This window comes from Paenibacillus glucanolyticus, assembly GCF_037333485.1.
In the GTDB taxonomy this organism is placed as follows: Bacteria; Bacillota; Bacilli; order Paenibacillales; family Paenibacillaceae; genus Paenibacillus_AQ; species Paenibacillus_AQ glucanolyticus.
The window spans coordinates 1,924,606-1,943,165 of record NZ_CP147845.1 but is presented as its reverse complement, the minus strand read 5'-3'; the positions used below and the strand labels follow the sequence as shown (position 1 = coordinate 1,943,165).

Sequence of the window (18,560 nt, the reverse complement as noted above, 5' to 3'; positions counted from 1 at the left end):
TCTTCTCTTCCTCACACCAATGCCCTCCCTTTTCTATTCAAAATAACAACCTATGATAAGCCTGCATAAGTGCAAGCGCACCACTTCATTAGCCCTTCAACGCACCTGCCGTAATTCCGCGAACCAGTTGTTTTACTCCAAAAGCGAGCAGCACAAACGACGGGATCAGCACAATCGTCACGCCCGCCAAAATCAGATTCCATGACATCACTTCGGCATGCTGGAGCATGGCGACCCCGATCTGCACCGTGCGCATCGACGCCTTGTTCGTAATGAGCAGCGGCCACAGGAAGTGATTCCAATGGGTAAGGAATGTATACACTGCCAGCGTGGCAATGGACGACCGGGACAACGGGAGCACCATGGAGAAATAACAACGAATATGACCGCATCCGTCGATCTTGGCCGCGTCAAACAGCTCGCGCGGAAGCTGCAGGAAGAACTGACGGAGCAGAAACACCCCAAAAGCACCCGCCATGAAAGGTACGATCAACCCTTGGTAGCTGTCCATCCATCCCCAATCCTTAATTGTCAGATAGTTAGGAATAATCGTCACTTCCCATGGAATCATCATCGTGGACAGGAAGAGTCCGAACAGCACGGCCTTCCCCTTAAAATTCAAAAATGCGAATGCGTAAGCCGCCAGACTCGAAGTAATAACTTGACAGAGCATGATAGCGGTAGAAACAATAAAGCTGTTCAGAATAAAGCGGACGATGGGAAACCCTGAAATGGCTTCCGCGAAATTGCCCAGGTAGAAGCTCGACGGGAACAACGGCGGCGGAAAATTAGCTACCTCCTTCTCCGTCATAAAGGAAGAGAACACGGTAAAGATAAGCGGATACAACACGACCAAAGACAAGAGCAAAAGCAGCAGATACGTGAATGCGGACGCAGCTCTTCGCAGGATCATTGATAATGCACCTTCTTCTCCAGTACTTTGAACTGCAGCAGAGTCAAGAGCAGAATAATCGCAAACAGAATCAAAGCCTGCGCGCTGCCAATGCCAAATCGGAAATTAACGAACGCATCCTGATAGATGGAGTAAACCATCACATTGGTGGAATTGATCGGACCGCCCTTCGTCAAAATGTGAATTTGCCCAAACGCCTGAAATGCACTGATAACCGAAACGATCAAGGCGAAGAAGATGGTCGGTGACAGCAGTGGCAGCACGATTTGCAGAAATGTCCGAATCGGCCCGGAGCCGTCCATTCTAGCGCTTTCGTAAATCTCTTCCGGCACCCCTTGTAATCCGCTTGACAGCAGAATATACAGGAATCCCATGTTCATCCAGATGGTCATGATGGAAATGGAGATAAGCGCCCACGAAGGATCGGTTAACCAGGGAATCGGCCCGACATGAACGAGACTTAGAAAATAATTCAGCATCCCTGCCGTAGGATGAAACAACAGAAACCAAATAATCGAGCCGGTTCCGACCGAAATCACGATGGGCAAGGAGAAGATAAACTGAAACACCTTCATGCCGCGCAGCTTGTTGTGGGTAATGGCAGCCAGGAATAGCGACCAGATTAAGGAGGTAGGGACCGTGAACAGTATAAACATCAAGGTGACACCCAAATTTTTATAAAATTGTCCTGTCGATAAGAGCCGGATAAAGTTCTCCAGCCACACAAATTCGACCACTTGACCTCGGGGATCGGTAATGGTCATGCTAAGATAAACTGATTTCAACATCGGATAGAACAGAAACATCATAAATACGATGACGGAGGGTGCCAAAAATCCATAGGCTAAAGCATGCTCTTTCCAAACTCTTTTTCTTACCTCCTTAGATTTTCTGTCATTTAAAACGCTTTCATAATTAGGCAATTGCCATTCCCCTTTCTTTGGGATATTCCCCTCAAACCGAAATGGAAAGCAAAATTCCGCAAAAAAAGAGAACAAAAAAAGTCACAAAACTGCATGCCTAAACAGACAAGCAATGATGTGATTCTCCTGTTCTCCATCACATATGTAGCTGCTCCTATATTACAATCGGCTCTCAAATATTGTCAACGAATATTCACATATGCATATAATCCCATGTATTGTAATTTTCGGTGGGACAAGAACATCACCCTGCAATTTACATGGGCTGTACTTCTGATCGGCTCTGACTCACCAGTATTACCTTCGTGACTGCCTTGCACTTTGAACCCGACAGCGGCCTAAATGCCCTGTTTACCGGCTTTGTTGCAGTATTCCTGCTGGACGGAGTGAAGCAGGTAGGAGCTTCTATCGCGCTTAAAGCGTATACGCCCGGTGTCATTACGGCAGCGCTTCTGGAAATCCCATATGGCATTTATACCTTTATCGCTTCCTGAACGAAGATTTCGTTGAACCTGCTGCACTCCCAATTGGAACTATGATTTCCTTACCCGTCGTACTTTGTTTGGTATGGTTTGGTCTAACGCTTCCGGAAGCAGATTGCGCCCATTCGCAGAGATTGTTAAACGTTCGAAGTTGATGCCTACTGGTGTTTTTTTAAAAAAAATGCCGCCGGATCTCATCATCCGGCAGCATTACATTACTTATTCATCATGTATCCAAAGCTCTGTGTTTATCTCCAGTTACGTCTAGGCTTGTATCCGGCTTTCTCCAGGAATTCCAGCTCCGTCTCCGGGCCAAGTCCCTGGATGCCCACCTTCGCGCTCATCGAAGTAATCAACATACGGCTGGCAACCTCCAGCGTCTGCAGTGCCATCCGGGCTTCGCGGATGGTGGTATCATAAACAACCACGCCATGGTTCTCAAGCAGCAGCACATTGGCAAGCTTGGCCTTTTTCCGGACGCCTTCACCCAGCGCATCACTTCCTGGATGGCAATACGGCACTCGTTCTATTCGCTCCAGGTAATACATCGTCTCAACGAACATGTTCGAAGGAATTTCCAGATCTGAACACGCAATAAGCGTCGTATAGAACGGGGATGCATGAAGCACGGCTCCGATCTCCGGACGGCTTTCGTAAATCGCTCGATGCATGGGGGTTTCTTTGGACGGTTTACGTCCCTCAGCTCCATACACATTCCCGGACAGATCGCATTCGATCAAGTCCGCCTCCTCCAGTTCTCCGAGGAAGGTACCGCTGGCCGTGACCACGTAACGATCACCTTCGCTCCTGGCAGAGATGTTGCCTGCATTTCCCCAAGCCAGATCGTATTGCATCATATATTTACCGGTATGCTGCAGTTCTTTTCTAATCGTCTCCACGTTAGCCATGAGATCGACCTCCTGAATCAGTTTATATTTTTCACTTGAGATTCCCTTACTAGTACACGTTGACTTCTACACGTTGACTTCTACACGTTGACTTCGTGAGTCCCTTATTTACCGCCCAACAAGTTTGGTAGGAACATCGACAATTGCGGAAGAAACGTAATCAACAGTAAGTCTATAATCAGCACAATATAGAACGGCACCATGCCTTTGCTGATCTGATCCAGCCGGATTTTTGCAATCTGCGCGGATATAAACAGGTTGATGCCAAGCGGCGGCGTACACATCCCAATCGCCAGGTTGACGATCATGATAATCCCAAAATGGGTTGGATCAATACCGAACTCGGCAGCTACTGGAGCCAGCAGCGGCGCTAAAATAATAATCGATGCATTGGACTCCATGAACATTCCTACGATGAGCAGGAATACGTTAACCAACAGCAGGAATACGATTGGATTATCGGATATGTTCACGAAGAAGCCAGCAACTGCCTGTGGAATTCCTTCGCGCGTCATAATCCAGCTGAACAATCCGGCGCTTGCAATGATGAACATAATGACAGAGGTCGTAATCGTAGATTGCGTCAGAATGTTAATCAGCTTGGAGAATTTAATCTCTTTGTAAACGAATACGCCAACGATGAAGGCATAGGCTACAGCAACGCCTGCGGCCTCCGTTGGCGTGAAGATACCGCCATAGATTCCGCCAAGGATAATGATTGGCATAAGAACTGCCCAGAACGACTCCTTGAAAGCCTGCCATACCTCTGCGCGCGTCTTTCTTTTTTCCCGTGCGTAGCCTTTGCGCTTAGCAATCATGTAAACGGCTATCATCAGCGACAATCCAATCATCAGTCCCGGAATAAGTCCCGCCATAAACAGATCACCGATTGAAGTTTCCGCCGCTACCCCATATAGAATCAATGGAATACTTGGCGGAATGATAACCCCCAGCTCACCCGATGTTGCCTGAAGGGCCCCCGTGAAGTTCTTATGATATCCTCGGGAGATCATCGCAGGAATCAGAATGCTGCCAAGTGCTGCCGTTGCAGCAGCGGAAGAGCCTGATATCGCAGCAAAGAACATCGACGTTACAATCGTTACAAGTCCAAGTCCGCCGGGTAAATGACCTGTCAGTGCATTGGCCAGATTCACGAGCCTTCTTGAAATTCCGCCAAATTCCATTAATGTCCCTGCAAATACGAAGAATGGAATCGCCATTAAGGGGAATGAATCCGTTGACGTGAATGAACGCTGAACCAGAACAAGCAGCGGCGTGCCGCCTTCCCACCAGATCGCCACCGCCGAAGCCATTCCCATTGAGACGGCTATCGGTACGCTGATAGCGAAGAAAAGGATCAGACATCCGAATAGTATGATAGGCATTATAATCCTTCCTCCTTCGCTGGCGGTAGTTTCTCGGAAACAATCGTTTCCAGAATGACCGCTACCGCATTGATAATGAGCAGCATCGCCCCGACAGGAATCGCCGCATAAGGGATCGACATGCTGAGTCCCATGGCTGCCGACGACTGCACGGATACCCGATTCAGAATATCAATGCCCTGGACCAGCAAAAGAACAAAGAACACAATGCATATCACCATCACGGTAATGCGGATAACCTTCTTGTTTACTTCACTCACCAGCTCCGGCAGCAGCTCGATCGCAACCAAACGGTGATGCCGCAGTGCAAGCGAGGAACCCAGGAATACGAGGTAAACCATCAAATATCTCGCAAGTTCCTCGGACCAGTGAAGTGGATAACCGATAATCCGGTAAATAATCTGCATGATAATCAGGATGGACATTACACCCAGGATCATGGCCACTGCGATGCCCACGAGTTTGTTGAGCGCGTCGATCGCTTTTAATGTCTGCCGCATGGCTTATCCCCCCTATTGAGAAAAAATGGTTATGGCGTATTAATAATTTTGTCGTAAAGCTCTCTTCCGTACATGTTGGCAAAGCGTTCATGCACGGATTTGGCAGCGGCCTCGAATGGACCTTTTTCAACCTCAACGAACTCGGTTCCAAACTCCTTCAGTTGATTGATGATCTGCTCTTCCTGTTCAAACACCAACTGATTCTCATATTCGGTGGCTTCCTTGGCAGCCTCTTCAACCGCTTGCCGCTGGAACTCATTCAAGCGTTGGTACGTCACTTCACTCATAGCAAGCATCACGTAGCCGTATACATGATCCGTCATCATCATATATTTCTGGACTTCCTGAATTTTGGAGCTTGCCGTAAAAGCAACCGGATTCTCCTGTGCATCGATGACTCCGGTTTGAAGCGAGGAGTACACTTCTCCGAAGGCCATTGGCGTCGGCGTAGCGCCCATCGCTTCCCAAGCTGCAATGGAAGCCGGAATCTCGGGCACGCGGATTTTCAAACCGCGCAGATCGCTTGGCGTTTCAATTTTCTTGTTCGCGGTCAACTCGCGCGGGGTTCTCATCCAGAACTCCAAGCCACGGACCTCGGCATTATCAAGCAAGCTCTGCTTCAGTTCGTCTCCGACATCGCCATAGAGCACATTCTCCAGATGCTGCTTGTCGCGGAACAAATATGGCAGCTCCAGAATTGCATAAGGACTATAGAAATTGGATAATACGCCGGCCGGCAGTGCAAAATCCACCGACCCTATCTGCATGCCTTCGATCAGGTCTCGGTCATTCCCAAGCATGGAGCTGGCATAAACTTCGACCTCAATCTCTCCGTTCGTTTTCTCCTTGACCAGTTCCGCAAATTTAAGCGCACCGAGATGCCATGGATCGGATTCGCCCGTAATATGGCCGAGTCTCAGCTTGATCGGACCATCGCTCGTATTGGGCTTGGTTATAAATAAAGCGCTTACAATGAGCAGTGCAACCACCATGACAACTGTGATTCTTTTCCACATTTGCCGTTCCCCCAATCTGATATGAAGTTCCTGCGGCTTCCGTCCCTAGAAGCAGAAGCCGCGGGGAATATGCTGATTATTCAAAGGTGACAATGACTTTCAGAGATGAATCTTCTTTCTTGTCCACTAGACGGAAGCCTTCCGCCGCCTCTTCATAAGGCAGACGATGGGAAATGACTGATTTGACATTCACCGCCCCGCTGGACAACAAATCAATGGCCGAAATGGTATCTTCACGCGTATAGGTCATGCAGCCCACAATTTCTTTCTCTGTTTGCTGCAAATTTACGATATCGAAGGTTTGCGTGCCATGGAACATCGCAATCGTTACACAGCGGCCGCCTTTGCGAAGCAAGGAAAGGGCATCATCCACGATTCCCGGAACGCCGGCCGCAATCAGCACCTTATCAAATTCGCCTGCAATGTCTGCCTTGGCATCCTCTGTCCAATGATCCTTGCCGTGAATATTTAAGGTGTGAGTCGCTCCCATCTCCTTAGCGGATTCAAGCGCGTAATCCATCACATCGGTAACCATCAGCGTTGTAGCCCCTGCCGCCTTGGCTGCCGTCATGGCGAGCAGCCCGATCGGACCGGCTCCAAGAATGGCAACTTTGTCTCCAATTTCAATTCCGGCTTTCCTTACCGCATGAACCCCTACCGCAAACGGTTCAACGAGCACACCCAGCTCATGGTCCAGATGATCCGGCAGTTTGAACACACACGTCTCCGGGGCGGCAAAATATTCAGCCATCGAGCCATACCAGCCCTTCAGGCCAGGCGCTCCCCGCTCCGCGCAATAATTCGTTCTGCCGGTAAGGCAGTAATCGCATTTGCCGCAGCCCACCTGCGGCTCAACGGTTACCCGGTCCCCCGGCTTGAAGGAGGTGACGTCCTTGCCGACCTTCACGACTTCACCGGACAATTCATGTCCGATAATGACCGGCGGCTTCCGAAACAGATGCAATCCCTTATAAGTATGAATATCCGAACCGCAAATACCGGCGGCTTTTACCTGTATCAATACTTCCCCCGTCCCGATCTCCGGTATATCCACGTCTTTAACGACAACTTTGTATGCATCCTCCACATATACAGCCTTCATTGTCTCTCCCCCTTGTTGTAATTCAAGCTTCACGGAATGATTTCGTATCTCTCTGTTATATAAAAAGCGCTTGCTTTGATTCCTGCAAATGACGGCGCATCACGTCCGCACTGCTCTCCTTGCCGGTCTTCAGCGCTTCGTAAATCTTCCAATGATCCTCCAGGAACTTCTCCATCCGATGCGGATCCTTCCGCAAATGTCGGCGCGTGATCCGCTGCAGATGATCATGGTAGTTCAGCAGCACCCGGTGAATCTCCTGATTGCCCGTGCATTCGCAGATAATCAGGTGGAAGTCATGGTCGGCCTGGGCAAAATTCTTCACATCAAGTCGGCTGACGATTTCTGCCGTTTCTTCCAGATTGCCTTCCAGCTCCTTCTCCTGTTCAGGCGTGAGTCTGGTTTCGATCTGCTGGCAGTTGAACGTCTCAAGCGCAATCCGCAAATCATATATATCCACAATCCGGTTCACGGACAGATCATTAATGATGATGCCCTGCTTCGAGGAAACGGTGACAAACCCCTCGGTCTCCAGCCGTGTCAGTGCCGCTTTAATCGGCGTCTTGCTCATCCCTAGCAGCTCAATCAATTCCCTCTCGGACAAAAATCGGCCCGGCTCAAATTTCTCATTCAGAATGCTTTCCTTGATTTCATTGTAGGCCACATCCTTTAACAGAAGAGAAGATGCTGCCCCTTTGCTTTTATCCATCGTCATTCGTGTATTCTCCTATCTTGGGCTATTCATCCGGTTCAAGCGAACCGGCATCCCGCACGTTAATAAAATAATCCGGTGATCCCAGCTGCCCACCCTTAAGCGCCAGTTCCAGACCGGCAAGTCTGGCATCGTCTGAATATACCCTGCACAGTGGAGCGCCCGGTGAAACATCCCATATCATCTCCAGCCCGTATACACCCATTTCACTGGTGACAAAACCGGAGGTATCTCCTCCAGCAATGACAACACGGCGAAGGCCCGGGTTCTGATCCATAATCCGTTTGGTCAGCTTACCAAGCCGTCTCCCGATAAACTCACCGGTTTCCGCTCCGGACAGCCCAAGCGAATTCAACCTGCTGCGTGTCTCTCCGATGGCTTCATCCTCAGGACCAAGTGCAGTGTACAGCACCACGCTCTGTCCTTCAGCGAGCTTGTCCGCTGCTTGATGGATCCATTCCGACAGGGTCGTTTCATCCGTATTCTGCATCATGTCCGGCGTTATGCGTATTCCATGAAAACCTTTGGCTATCGCCCGCTCAATCTGAAGCTGAGTGACGGGCGATGCACTCCCTGACATAACCAGAATTGTATCGGTTGGCTGAATACGGGCATCAGGTCCGTTGTTCTCCGATGAGTGCGAGCTAAGTCCAAGCTCATCCCAATGAGCAGCAAGAGCATATTCAACGCCAGAGGAACCGACAACGAACGTTCCCGCCCCTTCCGGCTTATCCTGAATGAGCTCCCCACATCGCTTGAGCCTGTCTTCATCCAGAGCATCAAATAACAGAATTCCCGGTTTCTCTACCAGTTTATCATGATATCGGTGATGAACCGTATCCTGGTCTCCGTCAAGCTCTACGATATCCATCAAAGCGATCACTTCCGAGGTCTGCTCGGCAAGGTGAAAACGCAAATCCGCCTCATGCATCGGAGTGGAAGGATGCTGCGACATCACGGGGTGCCGATCCAAACGGTACACCGTATCATGCATTTTCGCAAAATGCTGGCCAAACAGCGTATAACGTCCGAGACGGGGCGCGCCGACCAGCAGCGGAACCGTAACCTGGTCAGGAAAATAGTCTCTTGCCACCCTAATCGCATGGCCTATGCTGCCAACCTCTGGAGAAGAATCGAAGGTTGAACATGTCTTATAGTGGACGAGCGGTGCGCCGCTCATGGACAGCTTCTCGAATACAGGCCGAAGCTCGGCCTCCATATCCTCTGGAGATTTGGCTCTGCTTGTACCTGCTACACCTACACAGCGAATGCCTTCAAACTTCCTCAGCCGCTCAAGCGAAGGTGCTTCCAGAAACAATACCGTGCGGAAACCGCTTCGGGCCAGTGCCTCCATCGCATCCGTCGAACCGGTGAAGTCATCGCCATAGAAAGCAAGCAGCAGCTCATTGTTGTTCATGCTTGTCCCTCCTGAATCTATGATAGATCTATCATAGATCTATTTGAGACCTATTGTATGTGCAGCGCTTTCAAAAGTCAACAATCTTTTCGTTTGCAAGTGATAAACATCATGGCATAGGGGTTCATCGTGTGCCGCATTTAACCCTCATATTAGTCAAGCACCCCCTCATAATCATAAAAGATAGCAGTTTTAATCGGATGTTCGTAGATAAATGAACACGTGGAGGGAGAAACAAAATTCATGGGGAATCAGAGCCATAACCAAAAGAATCAGCATTATGTGCCTCAGCCAATACGCAGTGACGGAGCCGGCGGGCCTGACTATGGCCCGCGGGACGTGATGAGGGATATCGAGAATCCCGACTTGCTTGTGCCTCCAGCTACGGATGCGGGCTTAATGCCCAATCTGAAAATGTCCTTCTCCGACACGCATATGCAGCTCAATCATGGTGGCTGGTCGCGGGAAATTACGGTGCGGGACCTGCCGATTGCCACCACACTTGCGGGCGTCAATATGAGCCTTACGCCCGGCGGCGTGCGGGAGCTGCATTGGCATCAGCAGGCGGAATGGGCCTACATGATCTGGGGCAGCGCCAGAATTACGTCCGTGGATCAAAACGGAAGAAATTTCATCGCAGACGTGGGTCCAGGCGATCTGTGGTATTTTCCCGCCGGTCTCCCCCACTCCATCCAGGGACTGGAGGAGGGCTGTGAATTCCTGCTTGTGTTTGACAACGGCCACTTCTCGGATCTCAATACCTTGTCGATTTCCGATTGGTTTGCCCATACCCCCAAGGATGTGTTGTCTGCCAACTTCGGCGTACCGGAGAACGCATTTGACCATATCCCGGACAAACAGGTCTACATTTTTCAGGATCAGGTTCCGGGCTCGCTTGAAAGCCAGGAGGTCCAGTCGCCTTACGGGAACGTGCCGCTCAGCTTCAAGCACCGCCTGCTGGCGCAAGAACCGATCGTAACCCCTGGCGGAAGTGTAAGAATCGTGGACTCCAGTAATTTCCCGATCTCCAAAACCATTGCTGCCGCCCTCGTCGAGATTAAACCAGGCGCCATGCGGGAGCTCCATTGGCACCCGAATCAGGATGAATGGCAGTATTACCTGTCCGGACAGGGACGCATGACCGTATTCGCGGGCCACGGCACGGCACGGACCTTTGATTACAGAGCCGGTGATGTGGGATATGTTCCATTTGCTTTTGGCCACTACATCCAGAACACGGGGACGGAATCGCTATGGTTTCTGGAAATGTTCAGAAGCGACCGGTTCGAGGATGTATCCTTGAATCAATGGATGGCATTGACTCCTCGGGACCTGGTCCAGGATAACCTGAGAGTCGGACCCGATGTAACCGATGCTTTACGTAAAGAAAAATGGCCTGTTGTAAAATATCCGGGATTCTCGTATTACCCAAGGTAAAGTTCTAACTCCTGTTTGAACGGGGTCGGTTCTTCAACAGTTACATAATACAGACCTGCCAAGGAGACTCCTTCATGGCGGTCTGTTTGCTCCCATTCTGACATTTGACTTTTCTTTCCTTCTGCCATATAGTTCATTAATGAAACTATTTCATACGTGAACTATTCGAAAGGAGAACTATTCTTGAACGATAAGGCAAAGCAATGGATCGACCGGTATGTGGACGTCTACCTGCTGGTAACCCGCCGGATCAACGCCCAGATTCGGGAGCATCTCGGAGAGGATCTGACCCATGACCAGTTTCAGGTTGTGCGTTTGATCAACAGCATCGATCACTGTACTTCATCCCATTTGGCTGAGACGCTTGCCGTTGGTAAGAGCTCGATCACCGCCATCGTCAATCGTCTGGTGGATGCAGGCATTATTGACCGAACCCGGGACGAAGCGGACCGAAGGCTGGTGTATTTGTCGTTAACGGAATACGGCAATTCCATTTTTGAGTCAGCCCAGGAGCAGGTGCGGGAGATCATCTCCCCTTACTTGCAGCATTTTGAAGAAAAAGATATTGAAATGTTCATCTCGATGTTCGAGAAGCTGGGGCAGTTGATGTTTGAATCAGGAGGGAGAAAAAATTGAAAGCCATACTGAAAGCAAGATGGGCAATCATCGTTCTATGGCTGGCAGCAGCTGTTGTGCTGTTTATGCTCGCGCCTTCCATGTCAGACCTGGTTCGGGAGAAGGGTCAGCTATCCGTACCTGACGGATACAGCTCGTCGCGGGCCACAGAAATTCTCAAGGAAGCATCAGGCGGAGAAGGCGGAGAAACCCTGCATCAGGTTGCACTTGTCTTCAACAAGCCCGACGGGCTAAGCACCGCGGACAAGGATAGTATCCGGCAAGGCGTTCAAGCCTTAAACGACAATAAAGAAAGCCTCCACATCGATTCCATCAATGAACCGTTCACGCAGACGGAGCTGGAAGACACCCTGATTGCAAAGGACGGCAAGACCATCATGGTCGCACTGCAGGTCAGCGGGGGCCAAGAGGCTGTAAAGGCACTTCCCGATAAGGTCAATGAGGTGCTGGAGGGCGTTCAAGCCGATCATTACCTGACAAGTGAAGGCCTCATTAATGAAGATACCATCGTCAGCTCCGAAGAAGGCCTGAAGAAAACGGAATATATTACGGTTGTCTTTATTCTCCTCATTCTATTCGTGGTATTCCGTTCCTTTGTAGCGCCATTCGTTCCACTGTTGACCGTAGGACTCAGTTACATTGTGTCACAATCGGTTGTATCTTTTCTCGTGGACCAGTTTAACTTCCCGATATCGAGCTTCACCCAGATCTTCATGGTCGCCGTCATGTTCGGGATCGGAACCGACTACTGCATCCTGCTGATCAGTCGGTTCAAGGAAGAACTGACGGCATCAGAAGATACGCAATCGGCTATCATCGAGACCTATCGGAAAGCCGGAGGGACCGTGCTTTATTCCGGGCTTGCCGTATTTGTCGGTTTTGCCGCCATCGGTTTATCGAAATTCATTCTCTACAAATCAGCGGTTGCGGTTGCGATCGGCATCGCGGTTATGCTTCTAGCATTGGTTACGGTCGTACCGTTCTTCATGGCGGTGCTTGGCAAGAAACTGTTCTGGCCGTCACGCGGCAAGCTTGAGCACAGCGAGAACAAACTATGGGGAGCAGCAGGCTCCTTCTCTCTCAAGCGTCCTTGGGCTGCACTGCTGGTCGTGGCTGTCATCGTAGCCCCTTTCCTTGTTACGTACAGCGGCAAGCTGTCGTTTAACAGTCTGGAGGAGATCGGTCCAAGTTACGCTTCGGTCAAGGGCTTTAACATTATCTCGGACAGCTTCGGTCCAGGGCAATCGCTGCCCTCCACGATCGTAATCAAGAATGATGATCGAATGGATACGGCGGAATATATGGGACTCGCGGAGAAAATCAGCCGTGAGGTGGAAAAGGTTGATGGGGTATCCAGCGTCCGCAGTCTCTCCCGTCCAACCGGCGAGCAAATTAATGATTTCCTCATCCCAACGCAGGTCAAAACGTTAAATGAAGGGTTGGAAGAGTCCAAAGACGGACTGACTCAAATTCAGAATGGATTATCCGAAGCGGGCAAACAGCTCAGCGAAAATACGCCTAAACTGAATGAAGCCGCAGCGGGGGCCAAAGAACTGACCAAGGGAACCGCCGATCTTAAGGACGGCATTACCGAACTTGGTCAAGGTCTCAGCGCCATTCAAAAAGGTATTCAGAGCGGAAGTGCGGGCGCCGGCGAACTTAAATCCGGACTTGCGCAAGCTGCGCAGAGCGCTAAAGAGTTAGCTGCCGCAAATGCCCAGCTGCTCCAGGGCTATAAACAGCTTGATACCGGATTAACAGCTCTTGACGGCGGCGTTGCCGGACTTCAGGAGCAGCTGGGTGGCGTAGCTGCTGCACTGGGCGGACTTGACGGTTCCTTCACAGGCCTTGAGAGCAACTATCCGGAGCTAATTCAAGATACCGACTACCAAACCATTAAGGGAACCGTAACACAAACAGCAGCAGGTACTGCCGAGTTGGCTGCGGGTCTTGGACAGATCTCCCAGCAGCTCAAGGGCGCATCCGCCGGCTTATCGGAAGCGAACACCGGATACGCTAAAGCGGCCTCCGGGCAAAAGGCGCTTGCCGACGGACTCCAGCAGCTGGTGTCCGGTATCGGTGAGCTTCAATCCGGCCTCTCCCAGGCAGCTAGCGGGCAAGGCCAGATCATAGGTCAAATCCCTTCCATTACAGGTGGGCTGGATCAGCTTCAGGGCGGTCAGAAGCAGCTTGCCGACGGATTTGGCGATCTGACCGGGCAGATCGGAGAGCTGACCGAAGGCCTGAATTCCAGTGCCGACGGGCTGAAACAAATCTCGGACGGACTGCATTCCGCCCAGGATTATCTGCAGCAGATTCAGGATGTTCAGGATGAAGAGCTCAGCGGATTCTTCATTCCGCAGGAAGCGCTTGAGAATGAAGAATTTCAGACCGTATTTGATACCTACTTGACCGATAACCGCAAAGTGATGACGCTGGATGTTGTCTTGGCTACCAATCCATACAGCGAAGAAGCGCTAGGCAGCGTCGAGCAGATCCAAACCGCAGTCGATCGTGCCGTGAAGGATACGAAGCTGGAGAACGCCGAAGTTGCCATCAGCGGCATCACCAGCACCAACAACGACCTGCAGAATATTTCGAATGAAGACTACACGCGGACCGTGATTCTCATGCTGAGCGGGATCTTCATCATTCTGGTCGTGCTGCTGCGCTCCATCGTGATGCCGATCTATCTGATTGTTTCATTGGTCATTACGTACTTTACCGCAGTCGGTGTTACGGAGATGATCTTTGTCCACGGCTTCGGATATTCCGGCATCACCTGGGCCACGCCGTTCTTCAGCTTTGTCATGCTGATCGCGCTCGGGGTGGACTACAGCATCTTCCTGATGGCACGCTTCAACGAGAATAAGAGCTGGGATGTTCAGGACGCCATTCTTCATGCCATGCGCAATATGGGTACGGTGATCCTGTCTGCCATGGTCATCCTTGGCGGTACATTTGCAGCAATGTATCCATCCGGCGTACTGTCGATGATGCAGATCGCAACGGTGGTTCTGGTTGGCCTTGTGCTCTATGCACTGGTATTCCTGCCATTCTTCGTACCGGTCATGGTACGCATCTTCGGCCGGGCCAACTGGTGGCCCTTCACTCCCAAAGAGCGGAGCGAATCCTCTGGTAAAGGACATGATCTGAAGATGTAATTCAAGCGCACGAACATGCATGCTGATCTGCCTTCTTTTATGAAAAAGAAGCGCCTTGCATGTGAGCGGCAGGTTCTCTTTCTCCAGGCTTATCCGGTGCTTCACACGGACCGTGCATGCTGGTTAAACACAACAAAGAGCTGCACCAGGGTATAACTTACCTTGGGTGCAGCTCTTTTTTTCCTGCGTTCCGATACATGGCTTCTCCTGGTTTGCCTTTTCAGCGTATGTCTCATTCCGTTTAAGGGCTTAGTGCGATCTCATATTGCTGCCTACTGTACAATACCAATGTAGAATCCGTCATACCCTTTGCTTCCCACGGTTTGAATCGCGGTCCCGGAGATGGCCGGCTCGCCGGAGAGCATATCCATGAACTTGCGGATGCCCTGCACCCGAGGATCCGTGCTGTGATGGTCGATCACTTCTCCATCCCGAATGACATTATCGCTTATGACAACGGTACCCGGACGCGAGAACTGTAACGCCCATTTCATATAATTCGGATTGCTCGGTTTATCGGCGTCAATGAAGACCAGATCGAACGGCTCTGCCTTCTCCTTGGCCAACTGCTCCAACTGCACCAACGCATCACCTACCCGGATTTCGACTCTATCCTCAAGCCCTGCCAATGCCACATTGGATTTGGCAACCTGAGCATGAAACGGATCGAGCTCCAGTGAAATCAGTTTTCCCTCCGGTCCGATCGCTCTTGCCATCCAGATCGTACTGTATCCGCCAAGCGTTCCGATCTCCAGAATGCGCTTTGCTCCCTTGATACGGGCGATGACATTCAACAGCTTTCCCTGAGCCGGGGATACGTCGATTTCGGGCAAGCCAGCCTCCTGGTTTGCAAGCAGCACCTGCTCCAGCACCTCATCGTAAGGGATCAAGCGCTCCGTAACGTAATCGTCCACTTTTCCCCACGTCGTGACATCATTCGTTATCATTTTGATTTCCTCCTCTTGTTCATTAATCATGGTTCTTACAAATTCATTGTATGTGATTTATTATTATAGATATAATATATCTTTTATTAGTTTATATAACTTAAATATATAAATGGAGGGAGAGCACTTCACATGAACTTACACGCGCTAAGATTATTCCATGTCATAGCAACGACAGGCAGTGTTACCCGCGCTGCCGAACTGTTAAATATAAGCCAGCCCGCCATTACCGCCCAAGTCAAGAAATTTGAGAGAGAACTTTCCCTTACCCTGCTTCAACCGCAAGGTAGAGGCATCGCTCTGACGGAAGCCGGAAAGGAGCTTGTCCCGCTTGCCAAAAGACTCTTCTCCGTTGAGTTGCAGATCGAGCAGTTCTGTCAGGATTTTCGAAGCGGTTCGAGAGGACATATCCGGTTGGCCGCCACTTATCTCCCTTCCCACTTCCTGCTGCCGGCCTGGTTAGCGAGATATAAACAGCAGTATGAAGGCGTGGAGATGAGTATCACAACGACCAACTCCAGCGATGCGCTTCAGCAGCTGCTGAATATGGAAGTCGACATTGCCATCTATGGAGGGCTGCCTGAAGAATCTCCAGATGAGATTCAGACCGAAGAATTGTTTCGGGATGAGCTGTGGTTCGTGGTATCACCGGATCACCGTTTTGCCAATCTGCATATCTCGCTTGATGAGATGATGAGGGAGCCTTTTGTAATGCGGGAGGAGGGAAGCTCAACCCGTGAACGGTTACTGGCCCTATGCCGTACCCATAGCGCCCCTTCGCCGCGCATCGCGCTGCAATTCAATGGTCTGCATGAAGCGATCACCGCCGTCATTGCCGGATACGGTGCCAACTTCGTATCTTCGCTTGTTGTGCGCGAATACGTGGAGCGCGGAGAGCTTAGCCGGGTGTATGTCGAAGGAATCCAGCTGCAAAATATCATCGCGGTCTGCACCCGCAAACAAGAGCCTTTATCCGCCGCAGCCATGAACTTCGTGTATATGATTCGGGATCAGTCCTGACGCCTGATGCGCGAGAATGGTCTGGTTGCCTCTCAGCCTGCTAAATTACCCACGAAATTCATCTGCGATGGTAACCAGTATGTTACGGCAACGATAGACCCGCATGCCGATTCATGGCATACGGGTCTGTCATTGTTGTCGTTACCTCGGGTGCTTCCTCCCCAGTTTACTAGACTCTGCGTATGCCGTTTCACAGATACAGACCATTGTTTTTGTCGTTACTCGGGTGCTTCCTCCAACGGCTACTAAACTCTGCGTATGCCGCTACACAGATACAGACCATTGTTTTTGTCGTTACCTCGGGTGCTTCCTCCACGGCTACTAAACTCTGCGTATGCCGCTACACAGATACAGACCATTGTTTTTGTCGTTACTCGGGTGCTTCCTCCACGGCTATTGGACTGTTACGTTCCCTTTGTACATGTTCCCTGCCGGACTTCTCGTATTCTGAGAGGCCGTAGCAGAGGTATTATTATACGCACCGATTACGTACACAGCTGGATCGCTCAAGTAAACGGTATTGCCCGTAAAGGTATTATTGATCCCCCATCCTGGAACGATCTCATGCAGCTGAAACGCATCTACAATGACACTGTTGCCATTCTGATAAGCCGCATTATTCCGAATAATCGCGTTATTCCCCTTCACATCGATGAAGCTGTCGGCATAATTGGCGCCGCTAATTCCCTCGCCATGGAAGGTGCAATTCTCCACCAATGTCCCGATGGATCTCTCCTTGATATCGATGTGCTCTGCCGTAATATTTGGACCGAAAGTGACATTACGAATCGTATTGTAGTGGGTGTTCTGGTTGTAGCTCGCTCCCTCCGCGGAACCTACGTATACGCCTTCTCCGAAGCCCGCGCCTGTCTTGCCGGTATTATGAATACGGGAATTCTCAATCGTGCTGTACGAGGTGCCGTCCCGAAAATGCACAGCTTCATAACCGATATTGTAAACCTCCACACTCGTTATGCGGCTGTAATTGGAATTATCCAGCAGAATGCCCTTCTGTGCATTGGTAAACTTCAAGTTTCGGATGATCCAATAGTCGCCTTGAACCCGTAGGCTATACCCCGAGCCCGTAGAGTAACCAGAAATAATGGCCGGATTCGCCGGATCCTGGCTCTCAATGACAACCGGTTGCTGTGCAGTCCCTTTAACCGTGGACGAGAAGCTCCCTGAGTATGTACCCGGCGCCAGAACGATGCGTTTACCAGGAACCACATTCTTCAATGCACTCTGTAGACAGGATGTTGTGGAACATGCAATCGCATCAGAAGGCACCTCCGGCGGAGCGCTTCCTCCGCCATCCCCTTCACCCGGTCCGCATGGCCCCTTGTCTTCCCATACTCCCCATTGTCCGGTTGTACCTGGCTCCTCGCCTGTCGTCCACCACTTGGCCCTCCATAGCTTGCCTGCATGTGATACCTCGGCCCCGCTGCTATAGGCGCTTCCTGTACTCCATGGTACGGCCGCACACTCGGCAAGCACCGCAACTTCACCGGCTAACGCCTCACCGGGCGAGGTTTGCGGTTCGGCGCTCGCGGTGCCCCATGTAACAAACGTGCCCAGCAACAGCAGCAGTGCCATGCCAGCCATGGTCGTTTTCTTCAGCCTGCGCGAACGTGAGCGTGCCTTCTTCATAAATCTCATCATCCCCTTTATGAATTCGTTCGCCATCGTAACCGATCAGCGACATTATCATATTAATGAGATCGAGAACCAAAATATTCTATGGATGTCGAAACAAATATAATGATTCATATCTGAATCCCTAGCGGACTGATAAGGCGCTATTCGAAAGAAATGCTCCATTTGAAAAAGATAACGGACCTGAAGAGCGTTATTTACACAAAAAAGGGGCAAACAAGCGATGAAACGACTTCATAACGCCTGCTGTGTCCGTTACATTTGGAAAAGAGGCTTATTCACGAAAATAACGCCTCTTGTGTCCGTTATATTTGCAAAAGAGGTTCTCACGACTATAACGCCTACTGT

16 protein-coding genes are annotated in these 18,560 nt (G+C 50.5%); 5 read left to right on the top strand and 11 right to left on the bottom strand.

Annotated elements, in window-relative coordinates; all coding sequences use genetic code 11:
* Window positions 1-88: 88 nt before the first annotated feature.
* Together WDY75_RS09395 and WDY75_RS09390 are read right to left on the bottom strand one after the other, a co-directional pair.
* The gene (locus WDY75_RS09395; protein WP_006211861.1) at window positions 89-913 is read right to left on the bottom strand and encodes a carbohydrate ABC transporter permease; all 825 of its coding nucleotides are present in this window, start codon (window positions 911-913) and stop codon (window positions 89-91) included.
* Window positions 910-1,836, bottom strand: a complete 927-nt coding sequence (locus tag WDY75_RS09390; protein ID WP_063480261.1) for a carbohydrate ABC transporter permease — start codon at window positions 1,834-1,836, stop codon at window positions 910-912. Before WDY75_RS09390 ends, WDY75_RS09395 begins: the two co-directional genes overlap by 4 nt.
* A gap of 305 nt (window positions 1,837-2,141) precedes the next feature.
* On the opposite strand from WDY75_RS09390, the gene WDY75_RS09385 reads away from it, so the two are divergent.
* Window positions 2,142-2,330 carry an HXXEE domain-containing protein gene (locus WDY75_RS09385; protein WP_006211863.1) on the top strand — a complete coding sequence of 63 codons (189 nt, stop codon included), beginning with the start codon at window positions 2,142-2,144 and terminating at the stop codon, window positions 2,328-2,330.
* Window positions 2,331-2,566: 236 nt separating this feature from the next.
* On the opposite strand, the gene WDY75_RS09380 is transcribed toward WDY75_RS09385, so the two are convergent.
* The 7 genes from WDY75_RS09380 to WDY75_RS09350 form a co-directional block, all read right to left on the bottom strand.
* A complete protein-coding gene (locus tag WDY75_RS09380; RefSeq protein WP_063480262.1) occupies window positions 2,567-3,226 on the bottom strand; it encodes a class II aldolase/adducin family protein in 660 nt (219 codons plus the stop codon).
* 104 nt (window positions 3,227-3,330) lie between these two features.
* Entirely contained in the window at window positions 3,331-4,611 is a 1,281-nt protein-coding gene (locus WDY75_RS09375; protein WP_006211865.1) for a TRAP transporter large permease, read from the bottom strand.
* Window positions 4,611-5,111 (bottom strand): TRAP transporter small permease, encoded by a 501-nt coding sequence (locus WDY75_RS09370; RefSeq protein WP_006211866.1) that lies wholly within the window; start codon window positions 5,109-5,111, stop codon window positions 4,611-4,613. The genes WDY75_RS09375 and WDY75_RS09370 overlap by 1 nt, the downstream gene beginning before the upstream one ends.
* A 29-nt stretch (window positions 5,112-5,140) precedes the next feature.
* On the bottom strand, window positions 5,141-6,127 hold the full coding sequence (locus WDY75_RS09365) for a TRAP transporter substrate-binding protein (protein ID WP_006211867.1): 987 nt from the start codon (window positions 6,125-6,127) through the stop codon (window positions 5,141-5,143).
* A gap of 76 nt (window positions 6,128-6,203) precedes the next feature.
* Window positions 6,204-7,229, bottom strand: coding sequence for a zinc-dependent alcohol dehydrogenase (locus WDY75_RS09360; RefSeq protein WP_063480263.1), 1,026 nt, complete (start codon window positions 7,227-7,229; stop codon window positions 6,204-6,206).
* Between the two features lie 55 nt (window positions 7,230-7,284).
* Window positions 7,285-7,941, bottom strand: a complete 657-nt coding sequence (locus WDY75_RS09355; RefSeq protein WP_006211869.1) for a GntR family transcriptional regulator — start codon at window positions 7,939-7,941, stop codon at window positions 7,285-7,287.
* Window positions 7,942-7,963: 22 nt separating this feature from the next.
* On the bottom strand, window positions 7,964-9,355 hold the full coding sequence (locus tag WDY75_RS09350) for a four-carbon acid sugar kinase family protein (RefSeq protein ID WP_063480264.1): 1,392 nt from the start codon (window positions 9,353-9,355) through the stop codon (window positions 7,964-7,966).
* 243 nt (window positions 9,356-9,598) lie between these two features.
* On the opposite strand from WDY75_RS09350, the gene WDY75_RS09345 reads away from it, so the two are divergent.
* The 3 genes from WDY75_RS09345 (at window position 9,599) to WDY75_RS09335 (ending at window position 14,592) form a co-directional block, all read left to right on the top strand.
* On the top strand, window positions 9,599-10,792 hold the full coding sequence (locus tag WDY75_RS09345; RefSeq protein WP_063480265.1) for an oxalate decarboxylase family bicupin: 1,194 nt from the start codon (window positions 9,599-9,601) through the stop codon (window positions 10,790-10,792).
* A 183-nt stretch (window positions 10,793-10,975) separates the two neighbouring features.
* On the top strand, window positions 10,976-11,428 hold the full coding sequence (locus tag WDY75_RS09340) for a MarR family winged helix-turn-helix transcriptional regulator (RefSeq protein ID WP_036641467.1): 453 nt from the start codon (window positions 10,976-10,978) through the stop codon (window positions 11,426-11,428).
* The gene (locus WDY75_RS09335; protein ID WP_063480266.1) at window positions 11,425-14,592 is read left to right on the top strand and encodes an MMPL family transporter; all 3,168 of its coding nucleotides are present in this window, start codon (window positions 11,425-11,427) and stop codon (window positions 14,590-14,592) included. Before WDY75_RS09340 ends, WDY75_RS09335 begins: the two co-directional genes overlap by 4 nt.
* Before the next feature lie 272 nt (window positions 14,593-14,864).
* Here WDY75_RS09335 and WDY75_RS09330 read toward each other — a convergent pair whose 3' ends face one another.
* On the bottom strand, window positions 14,865-15,539 hold the full coding sequence (locus WDY75_RS09330) for an O-methyltransferase (RefSeq protein ID WP_156515092.1): 675 nt from the start codon (window positions 15,537-15,539) through the stop codon (window positions 14,865-14,867).
* A 132-nt stretch (window positions 15,540-15,671) separates the two neighbouring features.
* Here WDY75_RS09330 and WDY75_RS09325 point away from each other — a divergent pair, with 132 nt between their 5' ends.
* Complete coding sequence (locus WDY75_RS09325; protein ID WP_063480267.1) at window positions 15,672-16,559, top strand: LysR family transcriptional regulator; 888 nt, start codon at window positions 15,672-15,674, stop codon at window positions 16,557-16,559.
* A 393-nt stretch (window positions 16,560-16,952) separates the two neighbouring features.
* Here the strand turns inward: WDY75_RS09325 and WDY75_RS09320 are convergent, their stop codons facing one another.
* Window positions 16,953-18,206, bottom strand: coding sequence for a right-handed parallel beta-helix repeat-containing protein (locus tag WDY75_RS09320; protein WP_063480268.1), 1,254 nt, complete (start codon window positions 18,204-18,206; stop codon window positions 16,953-16,955).
* Between the last annotated feature and the right edge of the window lie 354 nt (window positions 18,207-18,560).